Below are 16,543 nucleotides of genomic sequence, written 5' to 3' on the forward strand. Positions count from 1 at the left end.
GGTCAAGGCTCGTCCAAGGCCAGCGCGTAACGACGCTCAAAACGACCGGCGCCGTCTCCGGCCGACATGCCGGTCCAAGTCAGCCTCACATAGGCAACGGCGCCCTGCTGCTCGCAAAGCGCCGTCATCGCGTCCAGCGCGCCGCGGCATGAGCTCGCCTCAATCGCCCCTTCCAAGCCTTCCAGCCGCTGCCGCAAACGCGCCCAATCCGCCTGAGCTTGCGCCGACGCTTGCTCCGCCGCCGTCTCCGGCCACAGCAACGCCGCCTCCCCCAGTTCGAGCGCCGCCGCGATCGCCTCCGCCCGCAACAAGGCGTCGCGGCCATGCAGCAGAGCGCGCAATTGCACCGAGGACAGCGCCAGCATCGATACCATGACCAAGAACAAGGCCAGCATGGTTTCCAGCAAGGCGCCACCGCACACGGCGGGCTCAGGCCGGGCAGTCATGATCCGCCCTTCCGACTTCCGCTCGGCCATGAACGCTGACCGTCAGCGTCAAGCACACGCCGGCGCGCGGGCTTTCCAACAACAGGCGCGCGCTCTGGCCGCGGGCCAGCCGTCCGTTCGGCATGAATTGCAGCTGATCCCGTTCCGCGCGCATCCTGACCTTGCCCACGGCGAACACCAGCAGATGCAAACGCTCCTGGCTGTCGTAGCCGGCCTGGGCGCCGCCCCCTTTATCCGCATACACCAACGCGCCGCGGTCCCACACCTGCCGCTGCTTGGCGCAGCCTTGCAATTGCAGATTGCGCTTCAGATTGGCCGCGCACACGTATACCGGCCGCTTGCTCCTCAGCGCCTCGCTACGGGCGAAGTGCAATAGATTGGCCATTGCCTGGGCATGGCTGCGCAATTGCTGCGTCGACAATAAACGGCCCAGTCCCGGCGCGGCGATCGCCAAACAGAGCAGCATGATCGCCAGAACCGTCATGGCCTCAATCAGGGTGAAACCGGTCTGAGTTCGCATCGCAGGCTCCCCGTCTCATTGGGTACCTGGCTAATATATTAAGCAAAGCGAGGCGGACGGAACCGATCTTGTTCCCGCCGACGCCCGTCTGGCCAAGCATTTAGACCAGGACCAGGAAAACGACACAGGCATGAAAAAAGCCAGCCTGAGCGGCTGGCTTTCAGATGGCGACGCAAAGCTGGCTCAGTGCGCGCTTTCCCAGCTTTCCCCCGCGCCCACTTCCGCCAGCAAGGGCACCTTGAGCTTGGCCACGCCGGCCATAATCTCGGGCAAGCGGCGTTTGACCAGCTCCAGCTCGGCGTCCGGCACTTCCAGCACCAGTTCGTCATGCACCTGCATGATCAGCTTGCTGCCCAGGCCCTCGCCCTGCAGCCAGTCCTGCGTCGCAATCATCGCCAGCTTGATCAGATCCGCCGCCGTGCCCTGCATCGGCGCGTTGATCGCCGCGCGCTCGGCGCCGGCGCGGCGCGCCGGATTGGACAGCTTGATTTCCGGCAGATACAGGCGACGGCCGAACACGGTTTCGACATAGCCTTGCTCGCGCGCGGTCTCGCGCGTGGTCTGCATATACTCGGCCACGCCCGGGTAGCGCATGAAATAACGGTCGATGTATTGCTGGGCGGCGCTGCGCTCGATGTCCAGCTGCGCGGCCAGACCGAAGGCGCTCATGCCGTAGATCAGGCCGAAGTTGATCGCCTTGGCGGCGCGGCGCTGATCGGCGCTGACCTGGGACAGCTCGACGCCGAACACCTCGGCGGCGGTGGCGCGATGGATATCCTCGCCGCTGGCGAAAGCCCGCAGCATGCCGGCGTCGTCGGACAGATGCGCCATGATGCGCAGCTCAATCTGCGAATAATCGGCGCTGACGATCACATGCCCCGGTGGCGCGATGAAGGCCTCGCGCACGCGACGCCCTTCCGAGGTGCGCACCGGAATGTTCTGCAGGTTGGGATCCGAGCTGGCCAAGCGCCCGGTGATCGCCACCGCCTGCGCGTAATTGGTGTGCACGCGACCGGTGGCCGCATTGATCAGCTGCGGCAATTTGTCGGTGTAGGTGGACTTGAGCTTGGCCAGGCCGCGGTACGCCAGAATGCATTTGGGCAGCGGGTGCTCCAGCGCCAGCGTCTCCAGCACCGATTCATCGGTGGAGTAGCCGCCGGACGGGGTCTTCTTCACGCCCTTGGTGGGAATGCCCAGCTTGCCGAACAGGATTTCCTGCAACTGCTTGGGCGAATTCAGATTGAAAGGCTGGCGGGCCAGATCGTAAGCCTGGTTTTCCAGCTTCAGCATTTCGGTGCCCAACTGATGGCTCTGCGTCGCCAGACGTTCGCGGTCTATCAGCACCCCATGGCGCTCCATCGCGAACAGCACCTCGGCCACCGGCAGCTCGATATCCCGGTAGACCTCGCGCAAGCGGCCGTTCAGCAGGCCGGAGAAATATTGATTCAAGCGCAGCGTGATGTCGGCGTCCTCCGCCGCGTAATTGGCGGCAGTGTCGATGTCCACCTCGCCGAAGCCGATCTGCTTGGCGCCCTTGCCGCAGATCTCCTCGTAGCTGACCGTGGATTCGCCCAGATGGCGGCGCGCCAGATCGTCCATATTGTGGCGTTCATGGCTTTCCACCACATAGGACGCCAGCAGGGAATCGTCGACCACGCCGGCCAAGCGGATGCCGTGGTTGGCGAACACATGGCGGTCGTACTTCAGGTTCTGGCCGCACTTTTTCTTGCCGGCGTCTTCCAGCCAAGGCTTGAGTTTGGCCAGGCTCCGCTCCAGGTCCAACTGCTCGGGCGCGCCGGCGTAATGATGGCCCAGCGGCAGATAGGCGGCTTCGCCGGAGCGCACCGAGAAGCTGACGCCGATGATGCGCGCCTGCATCTGGTCCAGGCTGGTGGTTTCCGTGTCCAGCGACACCACATCCGCCGCGGCCAGCTTGGCCAGCCAGGCGTCCAACTGCGCGGCCTCCAGAATGGTTTCATAGCGCCGCTCCGCCGCCGTTTCCGGCAAGGCCGGGCTGTCCTGCGCGGCCTCGATGGCGAACAGATCGTCGCCCTGGGCTCCGGCCGCGGTCTGCGCCACCGCCGGCATCTCCTCGCCCTCGGTCACCTCGCGGTAAAAGGTGCGGAAACCCAAGCCCTGATACAGCTCGGCCAGACGCGGCTTGTCCTTGAGGCCATGCTGCAGACTGTCCAGGCCATAGGGCATGTCCGCGTTCAGATCCACATCGCACTTGATGGTGATCAGCTCGCGGCCCTTGGGCAGCCAATCCAGCGCCGCGCGCAGGTTCTCGCCCACCTTGCCGCCCACTTCCGCCGCCTGGGCGATGACGGCGTCCAGATTGCCGTACTGCTCCAGCCACTTGACCGCGGTCTTGGGCCCGCACTTGTCCACGCCCGGCACATTGTCCACCTTGTCGCCGATCAGGGTCAGATAGTCGACGATCAATTCCGGCGGCACGCCGAACTTGTCCTTGACCCCGTCGCGGTCGAAGGTTTCATTGGTCATGGTGTTGACGATGGACACCTGTCCGTCCACCAACTGCGCCATATCCTTGTCGCCGGTGGAGATAACCACCCGCATGCCGGCGGCCGCGCCGGCGCGCGCCAGCGTGCCGATCACATCGTCAGCCTCCACGCCCGGCACCACCAGCATCGGCCAGCCCGAGGCTTGCACCACCTCATGGACCGCCGTAATCTGGGAGGCGAGTTCCTCCGGCATCGACGGGCGATTGGCCTTGTACTCGGGGTAAAGGTCGTCGCGAAATGTCTTGCCTTTGGCGTCGAAAACGCAGGCGCTATAATCGAACTGCACTTCCTTCTCCAGCCGCCTGAGCATGTTCACCATGCCATAGACAGCCCCCACCGGGCGGCCATCCGGAGAACGCAAATCGGGCATCGCGTGAAAGGCGCGGTACAAATAAGAAGAGCCGTCGATCAATAACAGTGTTTTCATAAAAAGAGGCAGAATATGAGCTTGTCCGATAAATTACCGCAAACCAGCGATCGTCACGCGATGATGCAGCGTTTCCGTTCCCGCGAAGCCTGGCATGTGATGAAGATCATGTCGGAGTTTGTCGATTCGGCGGAAGCCTTGCAAGGCATCATGCCGGCGGTGAGCATCTTTGGCAGCGCGCGCACGCCGCGCGACCACAAGTATTACAAATTGACCGAAGAAGTCGCGCGTCTGCTGTCGGACTCCGGCTTCTCCGTTGTTTCCGGGGGCGGCCCCGGCATCATGGAGGCCGCCAATAAAGGGGCATTCTACGGCAGAAGCCCGTCGGTGGCGCTGAATATCGTGCTGCCGCACGAACAAAAACCCAATGAATACCAAGACCTGAGCATCAAGTTCAACCACTTCTTCAGCCGCAAGGTCATGTTCGTCAAGCACGCTATCGCCTACGTGGTGATGCCGGGCGGCTTCGGCACCCTGGACGAAATGTTCGAGGCCCTGACGCTGATACAGACCGGCAAAAGCCGCAAGATCCCCATCATCCTGTGCTGCCGCGAGTTCTGGGAGGGCCTGCTGGACTGGGTCAAGGACAGGCTGATCAGCGAAGGCATGATCAATCCCGAAGACATGAATCTGATCCAACTGATCGACGATCCGCGGCAAATCGTCGAAACTATCTTCAAACATTACGAAACCCGCGGTTTTGAAGCGCTGCCGGAAGAGCGCGAACAACTGCTACACCTTTAAAACTGATGACAATCAAGGACCACGCCATGCGCCGCCTGCTCTCCGCCCTCGCCCTGCTGCCATTGACAGCCGCCTGGGCCGATACGCCCCCTCCCGCCAAGACCCCGGTGCCGCCGCCGCCGACGATCAGCGAACAAAACGCCGCCACCGCGGAACCGGAGGTACGCATCATCCAGAAGGGCGAGGAGAAGATCGAAGAATACCGGCTCAACGGCCACCTCTATATGGTCAAGGTGACGCCGTCGCACGGCGTGCCCTATTACCTGATGGACGACAACGGCTCCGGCACCATGAAGCAGATCGACCCCGCCAACCGCATCATCATCCCGCGCTGGGTGCTGATCCGGTTCTGAGAGGGCCACTATGTCGGTTTACACCACGGTCAGCCATGACCAGATGCAGGAATGGCTCAAGCGCTACACCTTGGGCCAGTTGCTGGACTTGAAGGGCATTGCCTCCGGCATCACCAATACCAATTACTTCCTCACCACCACGCACGGCCGCTATGTGCTGACGCTGTTCGAAGCGCTGAAGCTGCAGGAACTGCCTTATTACCTGACGCTGATGAGCCACCTGGCGCGCCACGGCGTGGCCTGCCCGGCGCCGGTGGCCGACAACACCGACCAGTTCGCCTCGATGCTGGCCGGCAAGCCGGCCTGCCTGGTCAGTTGCCTGGACGGCGCCGACGTCGCGCAGCCCACCCCGGCGCAATGTCGCGCCGTAGGAGAAATGCTGGCGCAAATGCATATCGCCGGCGCCACCTTCCCCGGCAAAATGGCCAATCCGCGGGGTCCGCGCTGGTGGAGCGAAACCGCGCGCCAGGTCTACCCCCGCATGGACGAAGACGCCGCCGCCTTGCTGCGCGAAGAGGTGCAACTCCAGGACAGCCACCGCTTCGATCACCTGCCCTCCGGCGTGATCCACGCGGATCTATTCCGCGACAATGTGCTGCTGGACGGCGACCGCATCGCCGGCTTCATCGACTTTTACTACGCCTGCAACGACGTGCTGCTCTACGACCTGGCCATCGCGGTCAACGACTGGGCCCGCAAGGCGGACCACGGCATAGACGACGAGCGCGCCGCCGCGCTGCTCTCCGGTTATCAGTCGGAACGCGAACTCACCGCGGAAGAGAAAAAAGCCTGGCCGCTGATGCTGCGCGCCGCCGCGCTGCGCTTCTGGGTGTCGCGGTTGCAGGATCTGCATTTCCCGACGGCGGGCGAGATGACCTACACCAAGGATCCCAAAGTCTTCCAAACCGTGCTGGAAGCGCATCGCTCGCGCAGCGACTGCTGGCTGCGACATTAATGGCACACTCATTCCCGTCGCGTTGACAAATCCCCAGTTGTCACTTTGCAGACTTACAGTCTTGCACTATGCTGATGGCAAGTAGTATTGATTTTATGAAGTTGATAGTTTTCCTGTTTTAAATGTTGCACTTAGATTAACTTCGAAGCACAAATACACAAGGGCACACTATCATGTTGAAGAAAGTCTTTATTCTTGCCTTGGCTGGCCTGCTCTCTGCTCCGGTGTTTGCCGCAGAGGAAGCCGCAGCGACCTCGGCGGCGGGCAGCAGCGCCGCCGGCACCACCTCCGCGGCAGCCGCTGGCGCCGCCGGCACCACCGCCGGCATTGCCGGCCTGAGCGTAGGCACCATCGCCGCCATCGGCGCAGCGGTTGCCGCAGCGGTTGCAGTTTCCAGCAACAGCGACTCCTCTACCTCCCACTCCGCCACCACCCACCATTAAACCGCCGTGCCTATGCACTGCGGCTTGACTGGACAACTGGCGTTCGTCCCGAACAGGCAGCCTGCCTGCACCCGCAACAGGCTGCCTGTGTTCCTGTCTGCGTCTGACACAGGCGCTGCGTAACCTTAGCGTTCTTTATTGATATTCATTTGTTGTTTGCAAGACCAAATCAATAACTCTAAATAAAGCAATCCATGCGTGGCATTCTGATAAAAGGGATCTTTTTCGGGGGTAGTTGCGGCCTGCTGTTGCCGGTTTACGCGCAACCGTCGCTCAATGGCCAATCCGGCTACATCAATATGCCTTCGGCGTATCCTGGCCGCGATGGCTCCTTAAGCTTTGGATTCAGCTTCGACAAGCCATACAACACCTTATGGGTCTCGGCGACGGCGCTTCCCTTTCTGCAGATTTCGGGGCGTTATATCTCTATTTCCGGCATTGCCGGCTTTGACGATCAGCAATACGGCGGCGGCTACGGCAGTTATAAAGACAAAGCCATCGACACCAAATGGCGTCTGCTCGAAGAGTCCGACTTTTGGCCCGCGCTCTCCTATGGCCGAACGGATATTTTCGGCACCGCCCTGTGGCGCGGCAATTATCTGGTAGCCAGCAAACAGCTCCGGCCGAATCTGGAAGTTTCCGCGGGCGTCGGCTCCGGCCGGATCGAGGGCCCTTTCGGCGGCCTGCGCTGGACGCCGGAACGCTTCCCCCGCTGGTCGCTGGTCGCGGAATACGACACCAATCACTACGCATCGGATTTCCGCGCCAAAGACACTTCCGCCGCGCAAAGGGAAAAAGGGCCTGCGGCCGGCCTTGAATATCGATGGGGCTGGCTGGGCCTGCAATTGGCCAAGCAAAAAAACCATGCCAGCCTGAACGCCTCTATCGAAATCCCCTTGAATGAGCGCGAATTCGTTCCCAAAATCAGCGAGCCCGCTTATTTCAGCGGCGGCCCCGAAGTACCGCTCCGTCCCACCTTGCGACAATGGCATGCCGATAGCGCCTATGGCCACGGCCTGGTCAGCGCGCTGAGCAAACAGGATTTCAAAAACATCCGCATCAGCATGCGTGGCGACGAGTTCGTGCTGGAACTGAGCAATAGCCGAATTTCCAATGTGGGCCGCGCGGTGGGCCGCGCGGTTCGCACCGCGCTGTACTTTACCCCGATTGAAACGCGCAGCATCCGCGTGGTCTACACCAAGCTGGAACAGCCGATCGCGACCTATAGCTTTTTCAAGCTACCCACCTTGAACGACTACCTGCTGGGCAAGATCGATCGCCAACGCTTTCTGGAAAGCGTCAGCATCACGCCGGGCAAGAATTTGGAGTTGGAGGAAGTCGACGCACAGCAGCTTAGCGCCAGCATCAAAGACAGCGTCAACCTGGAGATTTTGGCGGGCAAGGACGGCGACATCGTCCAGCTTAACGCCGAGGACAACGAGGCCAATCGCTTCCGGCTGGTGCCCAAGACCGGGGTTTACTTCAATGACCCCAGCGGCGCCTTCCGCTATGAAATCGCCGCCGCCGCCACCTATACGCGGCGTATGGGAACCGGCTTGTTTCTGAATAGCGCGCTCAGCGCCAATCTCTACAACACGGTCTCCGGTGTCAAACAGACGTCCAACAGCCTGCTGCCTCATGTTCGCTCCGACGTGGCCGAATACAAGAAAACCAATTCTCCCAAGCTGGACCGCCTGCTGCTGAACCAGTATCTGACCCTGGGGCCGAATACCTATGCCCGCGCCTCCGCCGGCATTTACGAGGAAATGTTCCGCGGCGCCGGCGGCCAGGTCATCTATTACCCCGAAACCCGCCACTGGGCGATAGACCTCGCCGTGGACGCCTTGCAACAGCGCGACTTCAAGGGCTGGCTCGGCAAGCGCGATTACCAGACCGTCACCGCGCTGGCCTCGCTGCACTATAAATTGCCGATGAACGTCACCGCCACGGTGCGGGCGGGCCGCTTTCTCGCCAAAGACAGCGGCGCCCGTCTGGAGCTGAAACGCCGCTTTCGTTCCGGCATCGAGATCGGCGCCTGGTACACCAGCACCAACGGCAACGACATCACCTCGCCCGGCACGCCCAGCTCGCCCTATAAGGACAAGGGTCTGTTCATTTCCATCCCGCTGAACAGCATGTTGACGCTGGACACCCAGGCGGTGGGCAATTTCGCCCTGTCCCCATGGACGCGAGATGTCGGCCAAATGGTGTTGTCACCCGGAGACCTCTACGACCAGCTCAACGACCCGCGCAGCGATGTGAACGCCTACGACGGCCTAGGCAATTTCGCCGAACGGCCGGATGAGCAAGACCTGCCTCAAGTCAACCCGCCCGCTCCGTCTTTCCATCCCTGGCCATCGGTGCGGCTGCGGCTGAGCGACTCCTCCAAGCAATTCGCATCCACGGAGGACAAGCCAGGCGCCGTGGCCATTGCCGCCGGCATGACCCTGGCGGCGATAGCCCTGGACAAGCCGGTGAACCAGGCGGTGGGCCGGCATCAGGACAACCGCCTGCTCAAGGGCTGGAAGCAAATTGGCAAGACCCTCCCAGTTGCCGCACTAGGTCTGGCGGGCGGCGCTTTCGCGCTGGGCGACGACAGGCTGAGCAACACCGGCTTGATCGCGCTGGAATCCTCGGCGCTGTCCGCCGCCGGCAGCATCGCGCTGAAAGGCTTGGGCAACCGAGCACGGCCAAACGCCAGCGATAACCCTTGGCAACAGCAGCCGGCGGGCAGCTCCCGCTTCCAAAGCAGCTTCACCTCCAATCACGCCGCAGTGCTGTTCGGCGCGCTGACGCCGTTTGCCAAGGAGTACGACCAGCCCTGGCTGTATGGTCTGGCCGCCGTCGGCGCGCTCGGCCGCGTCGCCGGCAAGGATCACTGGTTGTCCGACATCGCCGCCGGCAGCCTGCTCGGCTACGCCTCCGGCTCCTGGCTCTGGCATGCCCAGCGGGACGAGTCCCGTTACCGCACCTCGCTGATGCTAGGGCCCAAGCAGGCCGGCATCCAAGTTTCGAAATCACTGGATTGAAACGACCACCCATGACCCATCCGCTCGCGACCATGACTGCTTATCCAAGCCTCCGCCGCCAGATGATCCCGCTGCTTATCGCCTTGTGCGTCGTCAGCCCCATCTCCACAGCCGCAAACGCCGCCGGCAATTTCTCCAGCACCATGATGCCCAGCTATGAGCCGGACGTGATGATGTACGGTCAACCCAGCATCAACAATCAGGCCCCGCTTGCTCAACCGCAAGCGTGGCCACAGCAAACGCCGCAACCGCAATGGCAGCAGCAACGCAGATTGTCTCCGTCCTCTAGCACAAAACAAGACAAACGCGACCCGCTGCAAACTGGGCAGCAAGAAGAGAAACTGCCACCCTTCGTCGAATACGTGAAAGTCGCCACCGGCAACATCCTGCCGGTCTTTGGCGCGGACCTGTTCGACAACCCTCCGTCAACCTTTGCCCCCAGCGGCGCCACCCAGGTCAACCCGGACTATGTGATCGGTGCCGGCGACCAGATCCAGGTCAAGGGTTGGGGCATGGTCGATATCGACCTGACCCTGACCGTGGAACGCAATGGTACAGTCTATCTGCCCAGAGTCGGCGCCATCGCGGTGGCCGGCGTGAAATTCAGAGATTTGCAAGACACGCTGAAAAAAAGCGTCTCGCGCGTATTCCACAACTTCGATCTGAGCGCCAGCCTGCTGCAAACCCGCGCCGTGCAGGTATACGTCGTCGGCAATGCGCGCGCGCCCGGCAGCTATACCCTGGGCGGGATGAGCACCTTGCTGAACGCGCTGTTCGCCGCCGGCGGCCCCAGCGACAATGGATCGATGCGTCATATCCAATTGATGCGCGACGGCAAGGCCGTCGGTCAGCTGGATCTTTACAAGATTCTGGTGGATGGGGACAAGTCCAGCGATCTAACCCTGCGCGACGGCGACGTGATTCAAATCCGGCCGACGGGCAAACGAGTTGCCTTGCAGGGCGACGTCAAACACCCCGCCATCTATGAGTTTGCCGACGGCGACAGCGTCGCCGACCTATTACATTGGGCCGGCGGACTGGAGTCGGCAGCGGAAGGCAAGGCCTGGCAATTGGAGAAAAGCGTAGACAATCGCTTCGAATCGCAATGGCAGACGCCCAATGGGAAAAGCGGTCTTGATAACGTCGCCCTAAGACAACTCAAGCTGGCGGCCAGCGATATTTTCCGAGTGTTCGCGCCCAATGCGTTGCCGGTAAACATCCAGCAAGACACCGAATACGTCCGCGTCAACGGAGAAGTGAGGCAAACCGGCACCTTCCTGCTGCAAAAAGGCGAGACCTTGCGCGATCTGGTCATGCGCCTAGGCGGCGCCACGGAAAACGGCTATGTCTTCGCCACCAATTTACAGCGCGAGAACATCAAGAAAGAACAACAGGCCAAGCTGGATGAGGTGGCCAATCGCTTTGAAAAGGAATTGGAGCAGGCCTCCGCCGCGCGCCTGTCCAAACAGACCGATAAAGACAATGTCACGGCCATTACAGCGGAAGTCGAGCGTCAGCGCAAACTGGCGGAAAAAATGCGCGCCATCAAAGCGGAAGGGCGCGTCGTACTGGAACTGAGCGGCAGCGGCGCCCAAGTCAAGGACCTGCCCGATCTGCCCCTGCAGAACGGCGACTCCATCACCATCCCGCGCCGGCCCGGCACCGTCAATGTCCTGGGATCGGTTTACCAAAGTAATGCCTTCATCTACAGGCCGCAACGCTCGGTGAAAGACTATCTGGACCTGGCCGGCGGCATCAGCCAGACCGGCGACAAGTCCGCGACCTACGTGATCCGCGCCGATGGCACCGTGGCCAGCAATAATAATGCGGGCTGGTTCAACAGCCTGGGCGGCAAACGCATCAATCCGGGCGACACCATCGTCGTTCCCGACGAGCTCGTTGTCAGCAGCTGGACCCAGTCGCTGAAGGAATGGACCTCAATTCTCTATCAGTTCGGGCTGGGCGCCGCCGGCTTGAAAGTCTTGAAATAAGGCGAAGCTCCATCACTTAACTCGGGATTCAGACATGTCCACCCATGACAAGACAGAAATTCAGCTCGCCACGGCGGATGACATCGACCTCTTCACCATATTAAAAACCTTGCTGAAACACCGGCGCTGGATCATCGGCAGCGTTATCGCACTGGGCAGCGGCGCCTTGATCCTGAGCCTGACGCTGCCGCCGCTATATACCTCCACAGCCAAGATCCTGCCGCCCCAGCAACAAAGTTCGAGCATGAATTTGCTGCTGGGCCAACTGGGTGGACTGGCCGGCGCGGCCGGTGGCATTGCCGGCCTGAAAAACCCGGGCGAACTCTATATCGGCCTGTTGCAAAGCCGCACGGTAGCGGACAATTTAATTCAACAGTTCAAATTGAAACAGCGCTACGCCACGGAAACGATGGACGAAACCAGAAAGGCATTGCAAAGCGCCAGCACCTTCAACAGCGGCAAGGACGGCTTGATCAGCATCAACGTGGAAGACAAGGACCCCCAATTCGCCGCTGCTCTGGCCAACGGCTATATCACCCAATTGATCCGGCTCAATCAATCCCTAGCGGTCACCGACGCAGCCAAACGCCGGCTGTTTTTCGAGACCCAGCTAAAGCAGACTAAGGAGCAATTGACCGCCGCGGAAACCGCGCTGCGCCAGACCCAGGAGCGCACCGGCATGATTCAGCCGGATGGCCAGGTTCAGGCCATTATGAACACCGTTACCCAACTGAAAGCCAGCATTGCCGCCAAGGAAGTGCAATTAGAGTCCCTGCGCAGCTACGCCACCGAACAGAACCCGCTCTATCAACGCAGCCGGCAAGAACTGGCCGGTTTGAAAACGCAATTGGCCAAACTGGAAAACGGCGCTGCAATCGCCGGCGACGTCATGGTGCCCACTGGCAAAATGCCGCAATCCGGCTTGGAATACCTGAGACGGCTGCGCGAGGTAAAGTACCAGGAGACGATTTTCGAGCTGCTGGCCAAACAATATGAACTGGCCAGAATCGACGAAGCCAAGGATTCGTCCCAAATCCAGATACTGGACAGCGCGGCAATACCCGAACTCAAGAGCAAACCCATCCGCTCTTTGATCACCGCCGCGGGGCTACTCAGCGGCTTGGTGCTCGGCATCGCGCTGGCCCTACTGCGCGAACGTTTCCAGATCGCGCAACAGTCCGGCCGCTTGCATGAATTGAACTGGGCGCTGAAAGAGCGCTAGCGCGTCACCCGCCGCCTATACCCCATCCGGAACACGAAGCCCAGGACCAGCATCACCATCATGCTGGCCGCCAGGCTCAGCGGGCTGGACCAGACCAGCGGCGCGATCAGGCCGGCCACCACGCTAGACATCATGGTCTGGAAGAAGCCCTGCAGCGAGGAAGCGGTGCCGCGCAGCGATGGAAACTGGTCCATCAGGTTTAGGGTGATGGACGGCGCGGCGATCGACATGCCGGTGGTGTACAGCGCCAACGGCAATACCGCCCACGGCATCGCGGCCTCCGGCGCCAGCAGGTTGTACAGCAGATTCCAGCCGGCGGCGACGAACATCACCGCGTAGCCGCGCGACACGATGTCCTTCTGCGCCACCCGTCCGGCCATCTTGCCGGACAGATAGGCGCCCAGCATGATGCCGGACACGGCCGGGCCGAACATCCATAGAAACTGTTCCGGCCCCAGGTGCAGATGCTGCATCAGAAACACCGGCGCCGACGGTATGTAAAGGAAGAAGCCGGCGAAATTAAAGGACACCGCCGCGGTCAGCAACTGGAACTCGCGCTTGCGTCCCACCTGCCAGTAATTGGCCAACAGGTATTTAACCTTCAAGGGCTGGCGCGCGGACTCGTGATGGGTTTCCGGCAAGGCGAACCAGCTCATCAGGAACAGCGCCAGGCCGATCAGCGCCATGAAGACGAAGATGGAATGCCAGCCGAAGGCGCCGAACAGCCAGCCGCCCACCACCGGCGCAATCGCCGGCGACAGCGAGAACAACATGGTCACCTGCGACATCAGCCGCTGAGCGTCGGCGCCGTCCAGCTTGTCGCGGATGATGGCCCGCCCCACCACCAGGCCGGCGCCGCCGCAAAAGCCCTGCAGCGCGCGGAACAACAGCAATTGCCCCAGGCTGTCCGACAACGCGCAGCCTATCGACGCCAGGCTGAACAGCAAGGTGGTGACCAGCACCACCGGACGGCGGCCCACCGCGTCCGAGATGGAGCCGTGCCACAACATCATCACCGCGTAAGACAATAGATATACCGTCAACGCCTGCTGCATCTGCAAGGGCGAGACCGCCAGGCTTTGCCCGATCGCGCTCATCGCCGGCAAGAAGGTGTCGATCGAAAACGGCCCCAGCGTGGACAGGGCCGCCAACAGGATTGCCAGCCCGAAGTGGCTGCGTGTGGTGGGATGCATGGCGGATAAATAACAATGAGAGTCAATGCATGGTAACGGTTGGGCCGGAACTTGCCAAACCGGACTGATGTAAATAAAACGTCATAGCCGGATATCGCTGCGCTCAGGCGCGCGCCGCTGGCGCCGGCTTCAATTTCGTGCCACGATCAATCCACTCCACGCCGGCCATAACAAGGAGAGACCAGCATGATTCGCCTGTACCACAACCCGCGCTGTTCCAAATCCAGGGAGGCGCTGAGCCTGCTGGAGAACGCCGGCGCGGAAATCGAAATCGTCGAGTATTTGAAGCACCCGCCCAGCTATGAAGAGCTGGAGCGCCTGTTGACGCTGCTGAATATGGAGCCGCGCGATCTGATCCGCCAGAAAGAGGAGGAGTACGCAGAACTCTATCTGGACGACATCACGCTGGAACCCAGACACCTGATTACCGCCATGATAGACAATCCCAAGTTGATTGAACGCCCTATCGCCGTTTGCGGCGATCGCGCCGTGGTGGGACGTCCGCCGGAGCGGGTGCTGCAGCTGCTGGGCTAGCCTTAGCCGGCATCGCCCATCAGCGCCCAGGGCTTTGGCCTTGGGCGTTTTTGCATGCGGCCGCCCCTGCCCAGCCCATTGCCTTCAAAATTATCACTTGCGGAATAGTAACTTCCGTTACTAAAATAACGGCTATGAATCCAACCAAGTCATTTCAAACGCTTGAGCAGGCCGTCAATCGGATCGAAGCGCGTTTTCCCGGCGTGCCGCGCCAGGAAGTCATTCTGGCGCGCTTGCTGTACCACATCCTGCCGCGGCTGTCCGCCCACCTGTGCGACAAGCTGAAGCATCACGGCCTCAACGAGACGGTGTGGATGGCCCTGCTGGCGCTGTACGCCTGTCCGCAACAGGCGCTCTACCCGTCTGAAATCAGCGATACGCTGGATTCATCGCGCACCAACGCCACGCGCATCGCCGACGAACTGGTCAAAAACGGCTGGGCGGCCCGCTCGCCCAGCGCGGAAGACCGACGCAAGATCCTGCTGGAGTTGACGCCGGGGGGCGTGCAACTCGTCGAATCGCTGCTGCCCGTCTCCCGCGAATGTCACCGGGAGCTGTGGTCGGATTTCGACGCCGCGGAAAAGCAGGAGTTCGAACGCTTATTGCGCAAACTGCTCTGCAGCCTGGGCGGCTGAAGCTGGGGAACCGGCTTTTTTTCGTCCTTATAATAACTTGCGTGACTATCACATCATCAATCACTTCATCAATTGCTAATACAGCAAGTGAACACGGGGAGTCCCACAAGGTGAAAAAGACTCAATGGCAGCACGGCGTCAGCGCCCTGCTGCTCAGCGCCCTGTTGGGCGGCTGCGCGAGCTTCGGCCCGGACAGCGCGCCGGCCACGCAGCTCGATGCCGGGCAATTGCGGCTGAGCGACGGCCAAGGCGGGCAGATCGCCAGCGACTGGTGGACCCAGCTGAACGACGCGACGCTGAACCAGTTGGTGGCGCGCGCCCTGCAAGAAGCGCCGTCCTTGAAGCTGGCCGAAGCCCGGCTGCGCCAGGCGCGCGCCGCCGTCGGCATCGTCGAAGGCAATAGCGGCCCCAAACTCGATTTCAGCGCCAATATGACCCAGCTGAATTACGAGTTTCCGGCGCCGATCTCGCGCGACTACGTCAACGCCTACACCGCCATGCTGATGGGCAGCTGGGAGTTCGACTTCTGGGGCAAGCACCGCGGCCAGATCGACGAAGCCGTCGGCCAACAGCAAGCCATCGCCTTCGAAGGCGCTCAGACCCGGCTGACGCTGACTCAGGCCGTCATCGCCCAATACACCCAGTTGCAGCGGCTGCAGGCGCAAAGCGCGGTGCTGGCCAAGCGCATCCAGCTGGCGGAGAGCCGTCAAACGCTGACCCAGGCCCGCATCAACGCCGGCCTGCTGCCGGGCGACAACCAGCGGGGCAACGAAGTCTCGCTGCACCGTCTGCGCCAACAGCAAAGCGCCTTGGCCCAGGACAGCGACCGCGCCCGCCACGCGCTGGCGGCGCTGACCGGCCAGGGACCGGACGCCTTGAACGCGCTGCAAGCCGCCAAGAGCGCGGCGCTGCCGCCGCTGGACGCGGACAGCCTGCACGCGGAACTGCTGGGCAAACGCCCTGACATCGCCGCCCAACGCGCGCGGGTGGAAGCCATGGCCGGCGCGGTCAAAGCCGCGCGCGCCGAGTTCTACCCCAATATCAAGCTGACCGCCTTCGCCGGCCAAACCTCGCTGGAACTGAACAAGCTGATGAACGGCAACTCCACCTTCTGGGGCTTCATGCCGGCGATCAGCCTGCCCATTTTCCACTCCGGCGCGATCCAGGCCAATCTGGGCAAGCAAAAGGCCGGCTACGACCTGGCTGTGCACAGCTACAACCAGACCGTGTTGGACGCGATGCGCGACGCCGCCGACGCCGTCAGCGGCTGGCAGCAAAGCGGCAAGCAACTGGAACAGGCGCGCCAGGCGCAGGACAGCAGCGGCCGCGCCGCCGACTCCGCCGCCGCCCGCTTCAAGGCCGGCATCATCAACAAGCTGAACCTGCTGGACGCCCAGGACAGCGCGCTGGCGCAACAGTCAGCGCGCATCGACGCCGAAGCCGGCCGCAAACTGGCTTGGGTCTCCCTGAACACCGCATTGGGCGGCGGCTTCAACGCTGCGCCCGCCACCCACTGAGAACGCATC

General features: G+C 61.8%; 14 protein-coding genes. 10 read left to right on the top strand and 4 right to left on the bottom strand.

Going from position 1 to position 16,543, the window contains the following annotated elements; genetic code table 11:
- Positions 1–2: 2 nt before the first annotated feature.
- The 3 genes from JC616_RS21240 to polA all read right to left on the bottom strand — a co-directional run bounded on the left by JC616_RS21240 (position 3) and on the right by polA (position 3,918).
- Positions 3–446: a hypothetical protein gene (locus JC616_RS21240; RefSeq protein WP_146176721.1), complete on the bottom strand. Its 444-nt coding sequence runs from the start codon at positions 444–446 to the stop codon at positions 3–5.
- Positions 430–966, bottom strand: coding sequence for a GspH/FimT family pseudopilin (locus tag JC616_RS21245; protein WP_107800755.1), 537 nt, complete (start codon positions 964–966; stop codon positions 430–432). Before JC616_RS21245 ends, JC616_RS21240 begins: the two co-directional genes overlap by 17 nt.
- A 183-nt stretch (positions 967–1,149) precedes the next feature.
- Entirely contained in the window at positions 1,150–3,918 is a 2,769-nt protein-coding gene (gene polA / locus JC616_RS21250; RefSeq protein WP_107800756.1) for a DNA polymerase I, read from the bottom strand.
- Between the two features lie 15 nt (positions 3,919–3,933).
- Here polA and JC616_RS21255 point away from each other — a divergent pair, with 15 nt between their 5' ends.
- The 7 genes from JC616_RS21255 (at position 3,934) to JC616_RS21285 (ending at position 12,655) form a co-directional block, all read left to right on the top strand.
- Positions 3,934–4,662: an LOG family protein gene (locus tag JC616_RS21255; RefSeq protein WP_048413174.1), complete on the top strand. Its 729-nt coding sequence runs from the start codon at positions 3,934–3,936 to the stop codon at positions 4,660–4,662.
- A gap of 5 nt (positions 4,663–4,667) precedes the next feature.
- Positions 4,668–5,015 carry a DUF2782 domain-containing protein gene (locus JC616_RS21260; RefSeq protein ID WP_227105304.1) on the top strand — a complete coding sequence of 116 codons (348 nt, stop codon included), beginning with the start codon at positions 4,668–4,670 and terminating at the stop codon, positions 5,013–5,015.
- Between the two features lie 10 nt (positions 5,016–5,025).
- Entirely contained in the window at positions 5,026–5,970 is a 945-nt protein-coding gene (gene thrB, locus JC616_RS21265; protein WP_107800758.1) for a homoserine kinase, read from the top strand.
- A gap of 173 nt (positions 5,971–6,143) precedes the next feature.
- Positions 6,144–6,413 (top strand): hypothetical protein, encoded by a 270-nt coding sequence (locus JC616_RS21270; protein WP_019101144.1) that lies wholly within the window; start codon positions 6,144–6,146, stop codon positions 6,411–6,413.
- A gap of 194 nt (positions 6,414–6,607) precedes the next feature.
- On the top strand, positions 6,608–9,442 hold the full coding sequence (locus tag JC616_RS21275) for a YjbH domain-containing protein (RefSeq protein ID WP_227105305.1): 2,835 nt from the start codon (positions 6,608–6,610) through the stop codon (positions 9,440–9,442).
- Positions 9,443–9,504: 62 nt separating this feature from the next.
- Entirely contained in the window at positions 9,505–11,433 is a 1,929-nt protein-coding gene (locus JC616_RS21280; protein ID WP_227105307.1) for an SLBB domain-containing protein, read from the top strand.
- Positions 11,434–11,467: 34 nt separating this feature from the next.
- Positions 11,468–12,655, top strand: coding sequence for a GumC family protein (locus JC616_RS21285; protein WP_227105309.1), 1,188 nt, complete (start codon positions 11,468–11,470; stop codon positions 12,653–12,655).
- Here JC616_RS21285 and JC616_RS21290 read toward each other — a convergent pair.
- Positions 12,652–13,848 carry a multidrug effflux MFS transporter gene (locus JC616_RS21290; RefSeq protein ID WP_107800761.1) on the bottom strand — a complete coding sequence of 399 codons (1,197 nt, stop codon included), beginning with the start codon at positions 13,846–13,848 and terminating at the stop codon, positions 12,652–12,654. The genes JC616_RS21285 and JC616_RS21290 overlap by 4 nt on opposite strands.
- A 186-nt stretch (positions 13,849–14,034) precedes the next feature.
- Here JC616_RS21290 and arsC point away from each other — a divergent pair, with 186 nt between their 5' ends.
- From arsC to JC616_RS21305, 3 genes are all read left to right on the top strand, one after another.
- A complete protein-coding gene (gene arsC / locus JC616_RS21295; RefSeq protein ID WP_227105311.1) occupies positions 14,035–14,382 on the top strand; it encodes an arsenate reductase (glutaredoxin) in 348 nt (115 codons plus the stop codon).
- A 134-nt stretch (positions 14,383–14,516) separates the two neighbouring features.
- The gene (locus tag JC616_RS21300; RefSeq protein WP_043635397.1) at positions 14,517–15,017 is read left to right on the top strand and encodes a MarR family transcriptional regulator; all 501 of its coding nucleotides are present in this window, start codon (positions 14,517–14,519) and stop codon (positions 15,015–15,017) included.
- A 110-nt stretch (positions 15,018–15,127) separates the two neighbouring features.
- Positions 15,128–16,534 (top strand): efflux transporter outer membrane subunit, encoded by a 1,407-nt coding sequence (locus tag JC616_RS21305; protein WP_227105313.1) that lies wholly within the window; start codon positions 15,128–15,130, stop codon positions 16,532–16,534.
- Positions 16,535–16,543 lie beyond the last annotated feature (9 nt).

The organism is Chromobacterium rhizoryzae (assembly GCF_020544465.1).
GTDB lineage: Bacteria > Pseudomonadota > Gammaproteobacteria > Burkholderiales > Chromobacteriaceae > Chromobacterium.

Coding starts and splice junctions, on each gene's coding strand:
- JC616_RS21240 (WP_146176721.1), bottom strand. CDS start 446: ATGACTGCCCGGCCTGAGCCCGCCGTGTGCGGTGGCGCCTTGCTGGAA.
- JC616_RS21245 (WP_107800755.1), bottom strand. CDS start 966: ATGCGAACTCAGACCGGTTTCACCCTGATTGAGGCCATGACGGTTCTG.
- polA (WP_107800756.1), bottom strand. CDS start 3,918: ATGAAAACACTGTTATTGATCGACGGCTCTTCTTATTTGTACCGCGCC.
- JC616_RS21255 (WP_048413174.1), top strand. CDS start 3,934: ATGAGCTTGTCCGATAAATTACCGCAAACCAGCGATCGTCACGCGATG.
- JC616_RS21260 (WP_227105304.1), top strand. CDS start 4,668: ATGACAATCAAGGACCACGCCATGCGCCGCCTGCTCTCCGCCCTCGCC.
- thrB (WP_107800758.1), top strand. CDS start 5,026: ATGTCGGTTTACACCACGGTCAGCCATGACCAGATGCAGGAATGGCTC.
- JC616_RS21270 (WP_019101144.1), top strand. CDS start 6,144: ATGTTGAAGAAAGTCTTTATTCTTGCCTTGGCTGGCCTGCTCTCTGCT.
- JC616_RS21275 (WP_227105305.1), top strand. CDS start 6,608: ATGCGTGGCATTCTGATAAAAGGGATCTTTTTCGGGGGTAGTTGCGGC.
- JC616_RS21280 (WP_227105307.1), top strand. CDS start 9,505: ATGATCCCGCTGCTTATCGCCTTGTGCGTCGTCAGCCCCATCTCCACA.
- JC616_RS21285 (WP_227105309.1), top strand. CDS start 11,468: ATGTCCACCCATGACAAGACAGAAATTCAGCTCGCCACGGCGGATGAC.
- JC616_RS21290 (WP_107800761.1), bottom strand. CDS start 13,848: ATGCATCCCACCACACGCAGCCACTTCGGGCTGGCAATCCTGTTGGCG.
- arsC (WP_227105311.1), top strand. CDS start 14,035: ATGATTCGCCTGTACCACAACCCGCGCTGTTCCAAATCCAGGGAGGCG.
- JC616_RS21300 (WP_043635397.1), top strand. CDS start 14,517: ATGAATCCAACCAAGTCATTTCAAACGCTTGAGCAGGCCGTCAATCGG.